The sequence below is a fragment of the Acinetobacter baumannii genome, from assembly GCF_009759685.1.
GTDB lineage: Bacteria > Pseudomonadota > Gammaproteobacteria > Pseudomonadales > Moraxellaceae > Acinetobacter > Acinetobacter baumannii.
Genome location: NZ_CP046654.1, coordinates 629,496 through 644,751 on the forward strand (window position 1 = coordinate 629,496; position 15,256 = coordinate 644,751).

The window sequence follows — 15,256 nt, forward strand, 5'->3', positions numbered from 1 at the left end:
AATCCTTAAACTTAACCGACGAAAAGCATGTCATGGTTCGGGTTGTCGAAGAATTCCAATACTTTACCACCACCACGGGTTACACAAGTAAGAGGGTCTTCAGCAACAACAACTGGTAAACCGGTTTCTTGAGCTAATAATTTATCAAGGTTACGAAGTAACGCTCCACCACCTGTCAACACAATACCGCGCTCAGCAATATCAGAAGAAAGTTCAGGAGGAGTTTGTTCAAGTGCAGATTTCACCGCGCTTACAATACTTTGTAACGGGTCAGAAATTGCTTGAGTAATTTCGTCAGAAGTTACGGTAATTGCACGAGGTACACCTTCTGCAAGGTTACGGCCACGTACTTCAATTTCTAATGTCGTACCATCAGAAACAGCCATACCAACTTCTTTTTTAATAATTTCAGCTGTGGTTTCACCAATTACGCAACCGTGAGCTTTACGAACATAATTGATAATTTGCTCATCAAATACATCGCCACCAATACGTAAAGAATCAGCATAGACACAACCTTGCAATGAAATAATTGCAATTTCAGTTGTACCCCCACCAACATCCACAACCATAGAACCACATGCTTGTTCAACTGGCATGCCAGCACCAATTGCAGCAGCCATTGGCTCTTCAATTAGGCGTACATCACGAGCACCCGCATTAAATACGGCTTCGCGAATTGCACGGCGCTCGACCAAAGTTGATTTACATGGTACACATACAACTACACGAGGTGCAGGTGGGAACAAACGTTTTTCGTGAACTTTACCAATAAACTGATTCAACATGGTTTCAGTCACTTCAAAATCTGCAATTACACCGTCTTTCATTGGACGAATTGCAGAAATATTCGCAGGTGTACGGCCTAGCATTTGCTTAGCATCTAGACCTACAGCAGCAACAATTTTTTGTGAACCACTGTGACGAATTGCCACAACTGTTGGTTCATTTAATATAATGCCGCGGCCTGGTGCATAAATAAGTGTATTTGCTGTACCTAAATCAATGGCTAGATCCGGCGAAAACAAGCCAATTAGTCGTTTTAGAATCACGGTTCGTTCTCAGTTAAACTTTCATGTGGATGCAAGGTGGCAACTTTAAACTAAATGTGATGATTTGAACAAGTCAATCGCTTATTATAACGCACGATATTTTGAAAATTTTTAATACTGATTAGGTGATGTTATGTCTACATCGGATGCACAGCATTCAGCAGATTTAAATGCACAAACAGTTTCAGCAATCGCCAATCTTGCTCGATTGTCGCTCAATGATACGCAATCTGCTGAATATGCTCAAAGTCTAAATAAAATTTTAGGCATGATGGAAACCTTAAAAGGCATTGATACGGAAGGCGTAGAACCTTTAAAGAGTCCTTTTGACAATCCTCAACCTTTACGTGCTGATGTGGTAACTGAAAGCAATCATCGGGACGAATACCAAGCAGTTGCACCTGCAACTCAAGATGGTTTGTATCTTGTTCCTCGCGTGATTGAATAACTTTTAATCAATCAACCCATCTTCCCTATTTTGAATGTAAAGAAATTTTACTCATGACTGATTTACATCGCTTATCAATTCGCGAACTTGCTGAAGGCTTAAGCCAAGCGAAGTTTTCATCTCGCGAATTGACTGAACATTATTTAAAACGTATTGCTAAAATTGACCCGCAAGTTAAGAGCTATGTGACGGTTACTCCAGAACAGGCACTTCGCGAAGCCGATGCTGCCGATGCTGTATTAAAAGCTGGCAATGCAACTGCTTTAACGGGTATTCCTCTTGCCCACAAAGACATCTTTTGTACCAAAGGTATTAAAACCACTGCTGGTTCAAAAATGCTCGATAACTTCATTTCACCTTACGATGCAACCGTTGTTGAAAAAACTAAAGCAGCTGGTCTGGTTACTTTAGGTAAAGTGAACATGGATGAGTTTGCGATGGGCTCAACTTCTGAGAGTTCATATGTAGGTGCAACGAGTAACCCTTGGGCACTTGACCATGTTCCTGGCGGTTCATCTGGTGGTTCTGCTGCGGCTGTAGCAGCTGATTTAGCACCATTTGCTACAGGTACCGATACAGGTGGCTCAATTCGCCAACCTGCTTCTTTCTGTGGTTTAACAGGCTTAAAACCAACTTATGGTCGTGTATCTCGTTTCGGGATCATTGCTTATGCATCATCATTAGACCAAGCAGGTCCAATGGCACGCTCTGCTGAAGACTGTGCTTACCTAATGAATGTAATTGCAGGTCACGATGCTAAAGACTCAACTTCGGTTAAAAAAGAAGTCGATGATTACGTTGCGAACCTAAATAACACATCTGTAAAAGGCTTACGCATTGGTATTCCTAAACAATACTTTAACGTTGCAGGTTTAGATGCGGACGTAAAAGCACGTGTTGAAGAGTCTTTGAAAAAGCTTGAAGAAATGGGCGCAACGCTTGTTGAAATCGACCTCAACATGACTGAAGCTTATGTACCAACGTATTACCTCATCGCGCCAGCGGAAGCATCTTCTAACTTGTCACGTTATGACGGTGTTCGCTACGGTTACCGCTGTGAAAACCCAGCTGACTTGATGGATCTTTACAAACGTTCGCGTTCAGAAGGTTTCGGTCCAGAAGTTCAACGCCGTATTTTAATTGGTACATACGCTCTTTCTGCGGGTTATTACGATGCTTACTATGTAAAAGCACAAAAAGTACGTCGTTTAATTCAACAAGACTTCTTAAAAGCTTTTGAAAATGTAGATGTAATTGCAGCACCTGCTGCACCAACAACTGCCTACAAAATTGGTGCATCTTTAGACCCTGTTGAAATGTACTTAGGCGATATCTATACCATCGCAGTGAACTTAGCAGGCTTGCCAGCGATTAATGCTCCTGTTGGTTTTGATAAAGACAACTTACCAGTAGGTTTACAGTTAATCGGTAATTACTGGTCAGAATCACAATTGTTGTCGATTGTTCACCAATACCAACAAAACACTGACTGGCACACCAAACGTGCGGCAATTGCTGAGGAGAATGCATAATGGCTGAAGCTCAAAAGTTGAAATTGATTGACGGTTGGGAAGTCGTTATTGGTATTGAGATTCATACTCAGCTTGCAACCAATTCTAAAATTTTCTCAGGTTCATCAACTGAATTTGGTCAAGACCCAAATACACAAGCGAGCCTTGTAGACTTGGCGATGCCGGGTGTATTGCCGGTTTTAAATGAAAAAGTGGTTGAACTCGCAATTCGCTTTGGTTTAGGGATTGATGCTTACATCGACCAAGCTTCAGTCTTTGCACGTAAAAACTACTTCTATCCTGACTCTCCAAAAGGCTATCAAATTAGCCAAATGGACAATCCGATTGTGGGCTTGGGCCATATCGACATTCAGCTTGAAGATGGAACGACTAAACGCATTGGCGTAACTCGTGCTCACCTTGAAGAAGATGCGGGTAAGTCTGTGCACGACCAATTTGAAGGTATGTCTGGCATTGACTTAAACCGTGCTGGTACGCCTTTGCTTGAAATCGTTTCTGAACCAGACATGCGTTCGGTTGAAGAAGCAGTTGCCTACATCAAAGCAATTCACACACTAGTACGTTGGTTAGGTATTTCTGACGGTAACATGGCTGAAGGTTCATTCCGTGCGGACTGTAACGTGTCTTTACGTCGTCCGGGACAACCATTTGGCACACGCTGTGAGCTTAAAAACCTCAACTCATTCCGTTTCATTGAGCAAGCGATCAATGTTGAAATTGAACGCCAAATGGAAATTTTGGAATGGGGCGGCGAAATTGATCAAGAAACTCGTTTGTTCGATCCAAATAAAATGGAAACGCGTTCTATGCGTTCTAAAGAAGAAGCGAATGACTACCGCTACTTCCCTGATCCAGACTTGTTACCAGTAATTATTCCAGATGAGCAAATTGAGGCCATCAAAGCAACTATGCCTGAGTTGCCAGCAGCACGCCGTGCACGCTTTATTGCAGACTTTGGTGTAACTGAATACGACGCACACGTACTTACGCTCTCACGCGAAATGGCGGACTTCTATGAAGCTGTTGTCGCTGCGGCTGGTGGTGCGAAGCAAGGTAAAATTGCTGCAAACTGGGTAATGGGTGAATTCTCTGGTGCTTTAAACAAAGCGGGCTTAGAGTTAACAGACTCACCTGTTTCTGCTGAACAGCTTGGCGGCATGATTGCACGTATTGTTGACAACACCATTAGCGGTAAAATTGCTAAACAAGTCTTTGGCTTTATGTGGGAATCGGAAGGTAAATCTGCCGATGACATTATTGCGGAAAAAGGCTTAAAGCAAGAAACTGACACAGGTGCAATTGAAGCAATCATTAAAGAAGTACTTGCAGCCAATGAAAAAATGGTTGAAGAATACAAGTCTGGTAAAGAAAAAGCCTTTAACGGTCTTGTTGGTCAAGTCATGAAAGCATCTAAGGGTAAAGCCAACCCTGCTCAAGTCAATGAATTAATGAAAAAGTTGATTGGTTAATTCCATTAGCTAACTCAACAAAAAAGCCTCGATTTATCGGGGCTTTTTTATATGACCTACAAGATACACTTCGACTAAAGAATATTCTTTTTTCTAAAAAATCACATAACGGCTGTGCTAATTTAAATTAAAAATTGAAATCACTTATATTTTAAAAAGAGGGATAAATCATGTCTAAAAAGATTTTAATGTTGGTCGGTGACTATGCAGAAGACTATGAAACCATGGTTCCTTTCCAGTTTTTAACTGGTTTAGGTTATACCGTACATTCTGTTTGCCCGAATAAAAAGAACGGTGACCATATTGCAACAGCTATTCATGATTTTGAAGGTGAGCAAACTTATAGCGAAAAACGTGGTCACAACTTCGCGATTAATTATGATTTCGATGCCGTTAATACCGAAGACTATATAGGTTTAGTCATCCCGGGTGGCCGTGCGCCAGAGTATTTACGCATGAATGAACGTGTTATCGAAATTGTACGTGAATTCGATAGAGTGAAAAAACCAATTGCAGCCGTATGCCACGGTGCTCAGTTACTCGCTGCGGCAGACATTTTAAAAGACCGCCTCTGCTCGGCTTATCCAGCATGTGCAGCCGAAGTAAAATTAGCAGGTGGGCAATATGCAGACATTGCTGTAACTGATGCCGTTACCGATGGGCATTTGGTGACTGCTCCAGCTTGGCCTGCACATCCAGCTTGGTTAGCACAATTTGTGAAAGTTTTAGGCGCTAAGATTAGTATCTAAATAAGATTCTTCATCCCAAATACAATAAAGCCTGCATTTAGATAGCAGGCTTTATTACTAAAATAGGAAACTAGATTTTTATCTTGTAATTCCTAATTTATTCCAAATTTCTGGTGTTAAAAACGTTGTCACCAATTTATTTAAATCGATATAGCGTAATGTGCCCTGCAACTGCTGTTTAACGGCTGGGTCTTTAACAATATCTTCACCCGCACTTTGACCTAACTGTTGGAAAGCCTCCCCAACTGCCTTCACACCTTCAGCCTGAATTACAGCTTTGGTCTGAGCAGAACATTGCTCTACAATTATCCGCTGTAAAACCTGAGCCAGTTTTTGATCTAACTGGTCTTTTTGCTCAGGCGTTACATTACTAAATGCTTTTAAATCTGGATGAGCCGCTAAAGCTGTAAATGTCCATTGGAGCACCGTAGTTTTATCTGAAGCTGTTGTTGCTTTAACTAAACAATCACTGAGCTGATCAACTGTTGGACCAGCCATCGCAATTTGTGTTGCGCCCAGTACAGTCGCCGCCACACATATTGAACGGCTCAGATGTGAAAACTTACGGCGAGCAATAGCATAAAGATGACGTGACATAGGTCTAGCTCCAATAAACAATCTGTTCTTTTTATCACAGAGTCACTAAAGTTACCTGTTATGACTCTGTAACCGCAAAATACTTACTTTATGACTGATTCAATGCGATCAAGCTCCCACACTCCACCTGCTGCCAAGCCTTTACACATACCCGTCCACATATCCTTAGTATGCACAAAACTCTTGCCGTCCCATACCCATTCTTCACTTGCCCAGCAATCTCCAATGCCTCGTCCCTTTTGGGCACTACTAATAATACCGCTATCAAAATCTGAGGCGGACTCAGTTACAAACGCGGCCTTACCGTTTAAAGACTCATCGAGTACCCATGCCCCATACCCTTCGTTATAAGCCCCTCTCCAACACAATGTAGTCGCCAGAACTTTCTTATTGGTTAGTTTATATAGCTCAATTTTCTGTGGTTCAGCCCCATCACTGTTACCACTATAAATACCTTCACAAAAGCCATCTTCTTTCGGATTCGGTTTAGCAGCTATCAAACTACGGTGTATTGCTTGGTACTGTTTATTTTTAGGCTGTAAAGTTAAATAAGGTTTGTTTGAAGTCTTAATACGTTTAACAAGTAGTTTTGGCTCCGGCATAAGTACTTTAGTTTCATTGGCGCTGCCCTTTTTAACCAAAGCACCAATAGTCCCTATACGCTTCTGAAAATCATCCATCTTTAATAATACGGCAGTCATCCCAGCATCGGAAATTTTCCATTTATGCTGCGCATTTTTAAATACTATTTCAGTCTTCTGTTTGGACTGCTGTAGTAGAGCATTGACTTGCGAGCTGTTTAGCTTACCCATAATTGGCAGCTCAGTACCATCTACACCCACCATACCTAAATCTTTGCCATTTATATAAAAATGGATATTTTTAAGCTGGTTTGCAGGTATGCTTTGTTCATAGTCAGACAAAGCAAACTCAATCTGCACAGGTTGTTTTGGGCCTGCTTTACGTGTTAATAAAATTGAAGCTGGATTATCACCATTTTCTTCGTTTTGATACCCTGCAGCCTTACAGGTGCCCGTATTACTGCAAGAGATTTCCCACTCTTGGTGAGAAAATGAAATACCTTTTATATCTTGAGCAAAACTATAAGAACTTATTACTGCCAAACAACAAATTGAAAGTATATTTTTCATTTTTTCATGTCTCTACACGTCTGTTTTATTATGAAGCTAACAACAGTGTTAAATTTTGAGTTACCGTCTAGTTTAAAAGAATATGTTAGATTTATATAAGATTTAAATTGATTACTTTCTAAAAATGAAAAAACTAAATTTTTTATTATGGGCAATATTAATCAGCCTAAATTCAACCGCTTATGCAGAAGTAAAAAGCTTTACTCCTCATTTCCCCAAATTTTATAGCTCTGCTACAACCCGCAAAGCAGACAATCAATTCTATGCTCTTGGAGAGGCAAAATTTTTAAACGGCGTTGCAGTCCCTTTTTATGGCGTTACGGCACAAAACCCAATAGAAGATGGTTTACTTAAAAGTTTTGAAAAATGCACGCCTAAAAGCTGTAGTTTTAATTTTAAACTTGATGCTCAACATGCCAAGCAATTAAAGCTTCTTGCATTACCTGAAGTAGGTTTAGTACTTGTTCCACGTAACTGGCAAGATGTTCAAGCAAATGCAGGGGCAAATGGAACTGGTTTTGCTCTAATCATGAGTCCAGATCAGAAGCAAGCGATAAAGCTTTATGACTCTTCATTTTGCGTTGGATGTGGATTACCCAATGCAACGCTTTATTTTCCTGAACTATTAAAAGAAAGTCTTGAAAATGAATATGGTGGTTTTAAAGACCCTAAAAACCTTATCAATATTGTTCATCCCTCTAAAAAAGTCGCTTTTTTTAGCTACCAAATTCCTCAAGTGAACAATAAAACCCATGGTATTGCCAAGTATGATGATGAAGACACTTTTAACTATAAAGAGATTCAAGTCACCTTAGATAAGTCGCAGCAGTTTCTAGTTGGCCCTATCCTTAATTTTTATAATGCAACCCATTAAATCAATAATCATAAAAAAACCCGCTTTCGCGGGCTCTTTTTACTTATGTAATATCGATTCGAAAGCTTTTAAACGCTTATAAATTGAAAGTAGTTCAATAATCGTCTTCCAAGAAGTAATTAAATATTGAAATGATTCACGTACGCGTCCAAATACATTCGCAATTTGTTGAATTAAACCTAATGTGAGTTTACCAGCAGCAATCGATGGGAAAAGAACAACCAAATTATAGAGAATATCAAGCTGTCCATACCAAATCGCTGTCATATTAAAATAGGCATAGTGGAAGTAAAGTCTGAAATAGTTCTTACGTACATTACTAAATAACTCACGTAAAGTAGCAGGTTTTGCACGATCTGCATGATCCTCACCATAAACCAATTCTTTACGGTAAGCTGCTTCTACTTTTTGGTTATTAAATTGTAGACCGGGTAATTTAATACCAACCACCATGAGTAGGACAGTACCAAAAATTGACCATACAATTGCGGCCCATACCAAGGAGTGTTCTAGCTCGCCGACAATTGGTAAAACTGGAACATGTTTAGAAAGCTGAAATAAAATTGGTAAGAAAGCAATTAATGTAATAACAGCTTTGACCAGCTCAACCCCTAAGTCTTCCAAAATTGTTGCAAAGCGCATGGTATCTTCTTGTACACGCTGTGAAGCACCCTCAATATGGCGAAGCTTTTCCCAATGCTCCGTGTAATATTCATTCATTGCCGTACGCCAACGAAATACATAGTGACTTGTAAAAAAAGCATTAATCACAGCTAAAGTCACAGCAACCATTGCAATGTAAAGAAAGACTAGAGTTTCACTATAAAGTGCAGAGAGATCTCCCCCTCCACTTGAAAGCATTTGTTGGATTAAATCCCAAAATGGTACATACCATGCATTAATGGCAACACTGACCTGAACACTAAACCAGATATTAAATAAAATAAAAGCCGAGCCCCAGATAGACCAACGCTGCCATGGGTTATTCGATATAATTTTCCAAAAGCTAGCAAACAGTGCTGTGGAGACTAAAAACCAGAGGTAAAACCATAAAAAAGCAGGCGACCAGAAGCGACTTACCCCAATAGGCAACTCAGCATCTGCATACCCCTGAGGAAAGCCAAGATACTGTCCCCAGTGATCTCCCCCTGTATACCAGAGCACCATATTTAGCGCGAGCCAAATAACCGCAGATATAAAGAAATATCGTGGTGATGGAAAAAATGATTTGAACATTGAGTGTTGATATCCCTATATTTCTTCAAATTTACAATGAAAGGAATACTAAAACCTAAACCTTAAAATTGTGAAGGCTAAAGTTTAGAGAATTGTCAATTTTTCCCATTTCATTGAAGGATTTGATCGTTTTTTTGTAAATTCATCCCTTTATGCAATTTAATCCGTTTAAATTGCTTTGTATATGGCTCCCCTAAGAGCCATATACAGTTTTTATATCACAGCCATATGTACGTTTAAATCTCTTCTTTACGAACAATATAGCCTTCAAGTTGCATAGCCTGAATTAATGGTTCCAGATCTGGAGCGCTTTTTAGTTCAATATCGACACTCACCGCACTTTCTTTAGCACGGCTTGTTGCTGCAAAGCGTTCATGTCGAAGTTCGTAAATATTACCCCCCTGCTCCGCAATAATTGCTGTTAGACGCGCTAAGGCACCCGGATTATCTGGTAATTCAACGCGAATACGAACCATACGGCCAGTACGAGTTAAGTGACGCTGTAATACTGAAACCATTACGCGTGTATCAATATTGCCACCAGATAACACCACACCAACTTTATGACCTAAAAATAGATCGGGACGAGACATAATTGCAGCAATTCCAGTTGCGCCAGCTCCTTCACACACTGTTTTTTCAATGTTGAGTAATAGCGCAATCGCTTCTTCAATCATATCTTCAGTGACTACCACAATATCATCTACAAAATGCTTAGCAATTTGTGTGGTCAGCTCACCCGGAGTTTTAACCGCAATACCTTCAGCTACCGTTGAACCCATTGAAACCGCGAGTTGATAGTTACAAAGCAGTTTCGCCATACTTGGATAAACAACCGACTGAACTCCAATAATCTTGATTTTAGGATTTATTGATTTTGCAGCAATCGCAATACCAGAAATGAGACCACCACCTCCAATAGGTACGACCAAGATATCTAAATCAGGAACAGCTTCCAGCATTTCGAGCGCGATAGTACCTTGACCCGCAATAATTTCAGCATCATCAAATGGATGAATAATGGTTAAAGATTCTTCTTGTGCCACACGGTGCATTTCAGCAGCAGCTTCCGAAAAGTCTTGTCCATGCAGAATAACACGCGCACCGTATTCACGTACTCGTTGCACCTTCACATTGGGCGTCGATTTTGGCATAACAATAGTTGCCGTGACTCCTGTGCGCTGTGCATGATAAGCGACCCCTTGCGCATGATTACCAGCTGAAGCTGCAATTACACCATGTTGTTTTTCTTGTTCAGATAAGCTCAAAAGTTTATTTAATGCGCCCCTTTCTTTAAACGAAGCCGTAAACTGTAGATTCTCAAATTTCAGCCACATTTCAGCCCCTAAGGTTTTAGAAATGGTTTCTGAAAAAACAAAAGGTGTTTTAACAACTAAACCATCTAAACGCTCTGCAGCGGCATGTATATCTTCTAATGTTGGAAACTCATTTTTTACCTGTTGCTGAATCATCTAAGTAGCTGGCCTCAATATGTTACAAATCAATTATTTTTTTGAAAAATAGCATGAATATCTCATATGTGTCATGAGTAGTTTTCAGCATAGCTCCACTATACAAAAATTTTTGTCAGCACATACAAATCTTTTATTTTTCAACAAAAAAGCCCTTAGCGGGCTTTTACTTAATTTTTCATATACTTGCTTTCAATTTATTGCGTTTGCGCACTTAAACCGTCAGTAGATAGATTCTGTTCAGCTATTTTTTCATCAATCGCAAACTGAATATCAGACAGTTTTGCATTTGCTGCATCTATGCCTGCCTTCATGGTTGCTTCACGGCCTTTTACATCAAAAATATGTGCTTTTTCTCTTAAATCCGGTTGAATTACTACATCTGCATATTGAAGTTCTTCGGCAGCCAAACGTCCTTGCATAATATTAATATTCTGGTTAAAGAGTCCCCATACATTTGAGGTTTCCGTATAAATGGGTTGAGCCAGAATATCGACAGCAATAATGACATCGGCTCCTAAATCACGGGCTACTTCAACAGGTACCGGACTGACTAAACCGCCATCTACATATTCAGATTTACCAATTTTAGTCGGTACAAACATGCTTGGTATTGAGGCTGATGCTCTCACGGCCTGTCCCGTATTGCCATAATTAAATACGGTTTTGGTGCCATGCCTTAGCTCTGTTGCCACTACATACATCGGAATTTTCATTTTTTCGAGCGGCAAGTTATTTACTTGCTGATTTACGTAGTCTTCAACTTTTTTGCCATCAAAAAAACCTTTTAAACCAATACTGATGTCACGAACATCTGCAGCTTTCATTTTCAATGCAGTATCGCGAAGTTCATCAGGCGTTTTTCCACTCGCATAAATTGCCCCAACAATACTTCCTGCACTGGTTCCAACAATGAAATCAGGACGAATACCATGCTGTTCTAAAACTTCAATAACACCAATATGTGCATATCCTCGTGCACCACCACTACCTAGTACTAATGCGACTACTGGTTTCTTATGCTGCTTCTTAAGCTGCGCAAAAGGCTGATCGACGAAACGTGAGTATGCCTCTGCCGTTTGCGGTTTTAAGGCAGATAAGTGTGAGGTGGTTTGGCACCCGGCCAACACCATAGAAAGTCCGAGAACCCACAATTTAAGCTGTTTCATGGCCCATCTTTGCACTATGACGTTAATTTTCGAATTGCAATTTTAGTTGCTCGTTTTGTGAAATGCTGTAGTGAATTTATTTAATTTGTCATGTTTAATTTTTATACTCAAGCATTTTTATTATGCCGAAAAAAAGCCCCTTATTTCTAAGAGGCTTTTCTTACAAAATTACCAAATATCTGAATCGACTTTTTTCTTCAACTCTGGATATTTATTAATTTTAAATACAGGTTCTTTAATACCTTGCTTCAATTGCGCTCGGTAATCTTTCAATAAAGTACGAGCCATTGGTGTTAAGAGTAAAATTGCGACCAAGTTAATGGTAGCCATAATACCCATAAACAAGTCTGCCATTGACCATACTAATGGCACACTACCAATTGCACCGAAATACACCATCACCAATACAAAAATACGGAAGATGAACATGACTTTCGGGTTGTTATTAATGAACTGTACGTTACTTTCTGCATAAGCATAGTTACCTAATACAGCTGAGTAACAGAACAAGAATAATAGAACAGCTAAGAAGTCAGCTCCCCAGTGCCCCACTTGAGTCTCTAGTGCACGTTGGGTTAATTCAACCCCGACGAAACCAGCATCTTGGTAAACACCAGAAACTAAAATGATGATTGCTGTACTTGTACATACAATGAATGTATCTACGAATACACCAAGCATTTGTACCAAACCCTGGTTTACAGGATGTTTTACATCAGACGCAGCCGCCGCATTTGGTGCAGAACCCATACCTGCTTCGTTTGAGAACAACCCGCGCTTAATCCCTTGCATCATTGCCATTGATACAGCAGCACCGAAGAAACCACCTGCCGCAGCATTAAAGTGGAAAGCTTCAGTCACAATCAGTTTTAAAACATCAGGTAAAATCGCATAGTTGCTTAATGCAATATATAACGCTACAGAGAGATAAAGGCCTGCTTTTAAAGGAACAAACATCTCTGCGAATTTAGCGATACGTTTAATACCACCAAAGATTGCTAATGCAACCATCACAACAAGAGCAAGACCAACCCATGAAATTTCTAAATCAACACCACCTAAATGCGCAATAAGATTAGCTTTATCCCAACCCCAAGCATGTGAAGATGCATTAGCAATTGCATTGATTTGAACTGAGTTAAATACAAAACCATAAGTAAAGATCAATGCTAATGCGAAGATCACACCAAAAGTTTTACTACGTAAACCTTGAGTAATATAGTAGGCTGGACCACCGCGGAATTGCTTGCTATTACTGTCTCTCACCTTAAAAAGTTGAGCAAGAGTAGATTCGATAAAAGCAGAGCTCATACCAAGTACAGCGGTTACCCACATCCAGAACACGGCGCCTGGGCCACCAATTGCGATCGCAATTGCCACACCAGCAATGTTACCCACCCCAACACGGCTCGCAAGACCTGTTACAAACGCTTGGAAAGGTGTAAGGCCATGCTCATCTTCGCCTTCTGTACGGCTGCTTTTCATAACACGAATACTTTGCAAGAACATGCGAATTTGCACTGCTCCTGTTAAGACCGTATAAAAAATACCGACGGCCAGCAAGAAAATAACCAGAAAATCCCATAAAGGTTCATTAAAAAATTGTACCCACGACATCAGTGTGGCATTGAGTTGTTCATTCATACTCGGTCCGCTTACGTTCTTGCTAATGTGCTATTAGCACAAGCCAAAATACTGCAATAAACAAAAAAGCCCCTAAAAATAGGGACTTCTTCAGTACATTTAAGGAAAAACTTTTAATGTCACTTGAATAGCAATTACCGTCACAAGTTTAAGCAACATCATGCCCAGCACTAAGCCTTTGAAGGTTACATGAGAGAAAGCACCCTTCAGATAAAATAAATTCATCGCACCACTGAACATATTCCCATTTGGGTGAACAGAATGCATCGACTCGGCTACAAACTTGGAAACTAACAAATGACCACCGCTAAATCAGCTCGTTTAATGATTCCCATCAATTAATCGAGTTATAAAAACTGGATTTAAGCCAATAAGCATATTTACATATACTTTTGGGCGAATGTCTAAACTGGATTTAAATTTCAAAGACTGTAACAAGCCATGGTCATAACACGACTATCTGTGCCCTTTTCTTTTTCATTAAAGAAGAGTGCATCGAGATCTTTACCAAGCTGTTGTATTTCTTGTGGCTCAGTAGTTGCGTGAGTTACGTTCATTTTCATGGTTGCAATGGTAATCGCCAATCCTTGTTTCATGAACTGCTTGTTGATGAGCGGTAAACTCATGTAAAGCTCCTTATACCTCGTGTATTTCTCCATTTCTGCACAAAATCCTTTCTGTAAAAGTATTTTATTTGCAGCCACTACTTTTTTCCTAACGTGAGTATGGAGAAATCATACCTGCGTAAAAAAGTCGGTATTATGCAGAAATTTAAAATTTTGTGTATGTTTTTCATTAAAAGTTTATGCAACTTAAGATTATTTTTTATACAAAAACATCTGTTTTGTACTGTTTTTAAACATATTATACCTTTTTTCTAATTGAGCGATTTTTACTCAACCCTTATTTTGGTTTTAATTGAATGACTATCAAAGTCACACCACTTTACCATTTTAAGCCTAAAGTGGCATATTCGAACTATCATTGAGCAGACATCATGTCTTACCCAAGTCATTAATCATATATATAAGGATATCTGTTTTCTAATATTTTTTGCTTATAAATACAGCAATTTCAGCAGATGAAATTGCATCTCAAAAAGTATTAAATATTGAGGGAAAAGATCAGGAGTACTCATGAATTTGGAACAAGTCCGCCTTGTTGACGAAGCAATTACCTCTCGACATTCTGTCCGTGCTTTTTTAAGCACTCCCATTGAGCCAGAAGTCATTAAAGATATATTAAGAGTCGCAAGTCGAGCACCTTCCGGTACCAACACTCAACCATGGAAAGTTTATGTAGTCACAGGTCATAAACGTGATGAAATGGTAGAGCGTGTTTGTGCAGCACAGATTGAGGTTTCCAAAAATCCCGAACTTGCAGAGCAATATAAAGAAACTTTTGCATATTACCCTGAAAAATGGGTCTCTCCTTTTATTGACCGCCGCCGTGAAAATGGTTGGGGACTCTACGGTTTGTTAGATATTAAAAAAGGTGAAAAAGAAAAAATGGCTGCTCAGCAGTTACGTAACTTCGAACTGTTTGATGCTCCAGTCGGAATTTTCTTTACAGTCAATAAAGCAATGGGAATTGGTTCCAAAATGGATATCGCCATGATGATTCAAAATGTCATGGTCGCTGCCAAGGCTCGGGGATTAGACACCTGTCCTCAAGCAGCTTGGAACCATTTCCATCCGCTAGTGTTAGATATTTTAGGCGCAGCAGATGACGAAGAGTTGGTATGTGCAATTGCACTAGGTCATGCCGACCCTGAACATATTGTGAATACCTTTATTACGCCTAGAGAGCCTGTTGAGAATTTTGCAGTTTTTCTTGATTAAAGATGCAAGCCAATCACTCTCT

General features: G+C 39.8%; 15 protein-coding genes. 6 read left to right on the forward strand and 9 right to left on the reverse strand.

Features of this window, described 5'->3' with window-relative positions; all coding sequences use genetic code 11:
- Positions 1 to 11 precede the first annotated feature (11 nt).
- Positions 12 to 1,052, reverse strand: coding sequence for a rod shape-determining protein (locus GO593_RS02910; protein WP_000601379.1), 1,041 nt, complete (start codon positions 1,050 to 1,052; stop codon positions 12 to 14).
- A 133-nt stretch (positions 1,053 to 1,185) separates the two neighbouring features.
- Between GO593_RS02910 and gatC the strand changes: the two genes are divergently transcribed.
- The 4 genes from gatC (at position 1,186) to GO593_RS02930 (ending at position 5,250) form a co-directional block, all read left to right on the forward strand.
- Positions 1,186 to 1,500, forward strand: coding sequence for an Asp-tRNA(Asn)/Glu-tRNA(Gln) amidotransferase subunit GatC (gatC, locus tag GO593_RS02915; RefSeq protein WP_000107699.1), 315 nt, complete (start codon positions 1,186 to 1,188; stop codon positions 1,498 to 1,500).
- Between the two features lie 53 nt (positions 1,501 to 1,553).
- Positions 1,554 to 3,032: an Asp-tRNA(Asn)/Glu-tRNA(Gln) amidotransferase subunit GatA gene (gatA, locus tag GO593_RS02920; RefSeq protein ID WP_000130667.1), complete on the forward strand. Its 1,479-nt coding sequence runs from the start codon at positions 1,554 to 1,556 to the stop codon at positions 3,030 to 3,032.
- Entirely contained in the window at positions 3,032 to 4,501 is a 1,470-nt protein-coding gene (gene gatB, locus GO593_RS02925) for an Asp-tRNA(Asn)/Glu-tRNA(Gln) amidotransferase subunit GatB (protein ID WP_000796650.1), read from the forward strand. The genes gatA and gatB overlap by 1 nt, the downstream gene beginning before the upstream one ends.
- Before the next feature lie 170 nt (positions 4,502 to 4,671).
- The gene (locus tag GO593_RS02930; protein WP_000037740.1) at positions 4,672 to 5,250 is read left to right on the forward strand and encodes a DJ-1/PfpI family protein; all 579 of its coding nucleotides are present in this window, start codon (positions 4,672 to 4,674) and stop codon (positions 5,248 to 5,250) included.
- Between the two features lie 78 nt (positions 5,251 to 5,328).
- Here the strand turns inward: GO593_RS02930 and GO593_RS02935 are convergent, their stop codons facing one another.
- Positions 5,329 to 5,847: a hypothetical protein gene (locus GO593_RS02935; protein ID WP_000086443.1), complete on the reverse strand. Its 519-nt coding sequence runs from the start codon at positions 5,845 to 5,847 to the stop codon at positions 5,329 to 5,331.
- A gap of 83 nt (positions 5,848 to 5,930) precedes the next feature.
- Entirely contained in the window at positions 5,931 to 6,998 is a 1,068-nt protein-coding gene (locus GO593_RS02940) for a DUF1176 domain-containing protein (RefSeq protein WP_000789884.1), read from the reverse strand.
- A 124-nt stretch (positions 6,999 to 7,122) separates the two neighbouring features.
- Here GO593_RS02940 and GO593_RS02945 point away from each other — a divergent pair, with 124 nt between their 5' ends.
- Positions 7,123 to 7,872, forward strand: coding sequence for a DUF4850 domain-containing protein (locus GO593_RS02945; RefSeq protein ID WP_000735823.1), 750 nt, complete (start codon positions 7,123 to 7,125; stop codon positions 7,870 to 7,872).
- 39 nt (positions 7,873 to 7,911) lie between these two features.
- Here the strand turns inward: GO593_RS02945 and sbmA are convergent, their stop codons facing one another.
- The 6 genes from sbmA to GO593_RS02975 all read right to left on the reverse strand — a co-directional run bounded on the left by sbmA (position 7,912) and on the right by GO593_RS02975 (position 14,019).
- Positions 7,912 to 9,108, reverse strand: a complete 1,197-nt coding sequence (gene sbmA / locus GO593_RS02950) for a peptide antibiotic transporter SbmA (RefSeq protein WP_001984834.1) — start codon at positions 9,106 to 9,108, stop codon at positions 7,912 to 7,914.
- Between the two features lie 236 nt (positions 9,109 to 9,344).
- Positions 9,345 to 10,580: a threonine ammonia-lyase gene (locus tag GO593_RS02955; RefSeq protein ID WP_000615951.1), complete on the reverse strand. Its 1,236-nt coding sequence runs from the start codon at positions 10,578 to 10,580 to the stop codon at positions 9,345 to 9,347.
- Between the two features lie 197 nt (positions 10,581 to 10,777).
- Positions 10,778 to 11,749 carry a patatin-like phospholipase family protein gene (locus tag GO593_RS02960; protein WP_000811536.1) on the reverse strand — a complete coding sequence of 324 codons (972 nt, stop codon included), beginning with the start codon at positions 11,747 to 11,749 and terminating at the stop codon, positions 10,778 to 10,780.
- A gap of 168 nt (positions 11,750 to 11,917) precedes the next feature.
- Positions 11,918 to 13,393, reverse strand: coding sequence for an alanine/glycine:cation symporter family protein (locus GO593_RS02965; protein ID WP_001005337.1), 1,476 nt, complete (start codon positions 13,391 to 13,393; stop codon positions 11,918 to 11,920).
- 99 nt (positions 13,394 to 13,492) lie between these two features.
- On the reverse strand, positions 13,493 to 13,633 hold the full coding sequence (locus GO593_RS02970) for a hypothetical protein (protein WP_000490937.1): 141 nt from the start codon (positions 13,631 to 13,633) through the stop codon (positions 13,493 to 13,495).
- 182 nt (positions 13,634 to 13,815) lie between these two features.
- On the reverse strand, positions 13,816 to 14,019 hold the full coding sequence (locus tag GO593_RS02975; protein WP_002073137.1) for a hypothetical protein: 204 nt from the start codon (positions 14,017 to 14,019) through the stop codon (positions 13,816 to 13,818).
- A gap of 510 nt (positions 14,020 to 14,529) precedes the next feature.
- Here GO593_RS02975 and GO593_RS02980 point away from each other — a divergent pair.
- Entirely contained in the window at positions 14,530 to 15,234 is a 705-nt protein-coding gene (locus tag GO593_RS02980) for a nitroreductase (RefSeq protein ID WP_001047591.1), read from the forward strand.
- The last annotated feature ends 22 nt before the right edge of the window (positions 15,235 to 15,256 follow it).